Source organism: Paenibacillus sp. 01T422 (assembly GCF_056398785.1).
The window spans coordinates 1-3,188 of record NZ_JBFTQB010000777.1; the positions used below are offsets into that span (position 1 = coordinate 1).

A 3,188-nucleotide genomic window follows, 5' to 3' on the forward strand; every position below is an offset into this window, starting at 1 on the left:
ACTTCGGAAAATCGGATTTATCTTTCAAAGCGCCAACTTAATTCCTTATTTGAAAGTTGATGAGCAATTGATGCTGGTGGCTAAGCTTGCCGGAATGGACAAGGAGAAGGCAACCAAACGAGCCAAAGAGTTACTCGATAAGATGGGATTAGCCGATCGTCGAACGGCATATCCTGAGAAGCTTTCAGGGGGAGAACGTCAGCGGGTAGCAATCGCAAGAGCCTTAATGAATGACCCCGCTGTCCTATTCGCAGATGAGCCAACAGCAAGCTTAGATGCATCACGAGGGCTCGATGTAGTAAGTATGATCGCGAAGCAAGTAAAGGATCAGCGCAAGAGCGCGGTTATGGTTACGCATGATGACCGCGTGTTGCCGCTTTGTGATCGAGTGCTTTTCCTTAAGAATGGAAGGCTAATCGAGGAATAGATAAGAGGCGCCTAATGATGACAAAAGGTATATTCCCTTGTACTACGAGGGAATATACCTTTATTGTTATTTACTATGGTAGAGGCTGGTTCATGGCTTGTTTTTCTCGAGTTTATATTGAGATAATGATACACCGAAGCGTTTCTTGAAAATGGTGTAAAAATAGTTTGTTTCTTCCAATCCACATTGCTCTAGAATCAGCTTTGTAGATAGATTACTGTTATCAAGCAGTTGTTTAATATGGTTCATCCTTACGTCTGAAATATACTCGGATACGGATTTACCGGTTGCTTCTTTGAACAATTTGCCCAAGTATACATTTGACATTTGAAATTCGTCAGAGATGAGACGCAAATTCAAGTTTTTATCACGGTATTGTTCTTCAGCAATTTGCATGATTCTAGTAATAATGGCATTGTGTTTACTATTTTTGTTTTGTTCCGTGACTCGGATGATTTCAGTGAAAATGGAAGAGAAGGCTTTACGAATTTCCTCGATGGTTTCAAAATGCTCAATATTTCTTGAAACAAGCTGAAATTGATCGGATTTTTGAAATTCAGGACTTTCCAAAATGACATTAAACGTAGTTCGGAGCATGAAGCTTAGCTGCATAATGGACGAAAGCAAGTTTTCATACGTCGTTCCGGATAGGAGGCTGATAAAGTCATTGTATGCTTCCTTTGCTTTATCCAAATGGCCTAACTTCAAAGAATCAAGCAATATTTTGGCCTTACTTTCGGGAAAGGAAATGAGTGTCTCCTGTATCGAACTCCGAAAGGTTGGAGTCAAGAAACTGCCATGTCCTGCGATGATCCGATAGGAAGATAGAGCCAAGGTATCGGAATAAGACTCATTGAGTTGCAAGTAAGAAGCGACTGGAATACTTAATGTTGCGGAAAACGAGAGCTTCATGTACTTTATTACCGTATTTTGTGCGATTTCAATGAGCCTATTTAGGGTAGATTCTGTAGTTTCCTCATGATCTGACGGGCTGATTTCCAATAGCAGCAGGAGCTGATCGTTTTCCAGAAGAATGGTCTCCATGGCATATTCCTCTGATATGATTTCGTTCACGATGTTAGCAATTCCGAATTTCAAGAGCCAACGGTCTTTTTCATCATATCGATGAAGGAAACTGCGATAATTGTCCAAGCGAAGAAGTAATAATCTAAGTTGTCCATTCAGATTCATTTGTATGCCAAGTTCTTTTTGCTTAATCCGTAACTCTTCTTGATTGATATATCTGATTCCAAGTAAGATGTCCTGCAGCCATTTGTTTTTTTAAGGAGCGAGTTGTTCTCTTTGTTTATTTTCCCAATCATTGTTTTTCGAAATCATTTCTTTGAACACATTTTGCAGAAAGTAGATGTCATTGTTTGGTTGATCCTTATGAGGGGAGCTTGTGAGATGCTCTTTAACACTTTCCACAAGTCTGCCGACAGGAACATAAAGCGATCTTGACATGAAGAATGAGAAAAATAAACCGAGAGCCAGGATGGTTAGACAAGTCCAAAGGGTAGAGGTTTTGATTGAATCAACGGTGCCTATAAAGGTTGCATAGGAAGTTAAGGTAATAAATTTCCAGTTTGGTTTATCGGAAGAGACGTATGTAACTTGGTAATCTTGACCGTTGAGTTTCGTTTTAAAGCTACCCGAATCTTGATCGGCTGCAAGTAAAGTTTGGATATACGGTTCTTGGCTTATATTTTGTAGAAACAAGCTTTCTGACATATGGTTCACGATCGTCCCTTTGGAATCAATGACGATAATCTCGTTGCTGGAATCGGCCATTTTGGCATTCAAAGAAGCGATCAGATCGCGGAGCACACTCGTCTTGACATTGATAACAGTCGCAATGCGGGAGGATGGATCCGATTCGGGATTATCATGTATGATGTAGGTGTAAACATCAGCGGCTTCTGAAGCTGTGAAGTCTTGCGTTTTTGAGATTTTTCTGGAAATTGGCATTTCGGTATGCGTGTCTTTGTTCAACGTTTGCAATCTAGCAACAATGTCTTGATCGTAGAAATTTTCTTTGGTGTAGAAGTTGCCTGTCTCTGTGGATGTGATACGGTTCAAGGTTAGATTGATCGTATAGACCGAGTATACATAATCATGTGGAAGAGTAAGATTATCCAGGTTACGCAAAGCTTCACCAAGCGTAAACATATCGTTTTCCTGATTATAAAGTAGAACGGATGTATAAGGACTCATGATGATGGTATTCGTAAATTTACTAACCAAAGTATCCATGTATGTCATACTGTAACTGGTTTGAGATAGAATAGAAGTGTTCATACGGTTGATATTGTCCAAAGAAGTCGTAAAGAAATTTCGATAGAGAAGAGACGATAGTCCAATAATCAATAAAGTTACCGTTATCGTAAGCGTTAACAGCATTTTCGAAAATAGGGTTTTGCGAGGAGATTTAAGTAAGAATGCCATGTTCGAGTCGCCCTCCTGTGAAGATAGTCTGCTGACACTCACTTCTCCAAGGTATCCGTTTTATCCTTCTGAGAGTTCTCTCATAGACTGAATAACTATATATTTTGTAGAAAAAAGCATTTTTTGATGATCAACCGTAGTGGTTTCATGTCTTGCGTACTTGTACTAAAAAATGTAGAATACGGGCACATAGCCTTATTATGATTTATTGGAGGACTCATCTTGAAGATAATGAGGGAGTCAAAGCGCTCTGAATGGATTGTGGCCATCCTGGTTGTAGTAGCATCATTAATGTCAGGATGTGAGGCCAAGCAAT

Annotated in this window: 3 protein-coding genes; 1 reads left to right on the forward strand and 2 read right to left on the reverse strand. The window is 39.7% G+C overall.

What is annotated here, in order from left to right:
- A partial coding sequence (locus AC1DUA_RS31030) for an ABC transporter ATP-binding protein (RefSeq protein ID WP_477503411.1) occupies nt 1-427 on the forward strand: 427 nt, incomplete at its 5' end.
- 90 nt (nt 428-517) lie between these two features.
- Here the strand turns inward: AC1DUA_RS31030 and AC1DUA_RS31035 are convergent.
- Nucleotides 518-1,618 (reverse strand): helix-turn-helix transcriptional regulator, encoded by a 1,101-nt coding sequence (locus AC1DUA_RS31035; protein WP_477503412.1) that lies wholly within the window; start codon nt 1,616-1,618, stop codon nt 518-520.
- Nucleotides 1,619-1,708: 90 nt separating this feature from the next.
- Entirely contained in the window at nt 1,709-2,872 is a 1,164-nt protein-coding gene (locus AC1DUA_RS31040) for a PDC sensor domain-containing protein (protein WP_477503413.1), read from the reverse strand.
- Nucleotides 2,873-3,188 lie beyond the last annotated feature (316 nt).

What these genes read in the sequence shown, in the direction of transcription:
- AC1DUA_RS31035 (WP_477503412.1), bottom strand. Translation starts at nt 1,618, where the DNA reads ATGAATCTGAATGGACAACTTAGATTATTACTTCTTCGCTTGGACAAT.
- AC1DUA_RS31040 (WP_477503413.1), bottom strand. Translation starts at nt 2,872, where the DNA reads ATGGCATTCTTACTTAAATCTCCTCGCAAAACCCTATTTTCGAAAATG.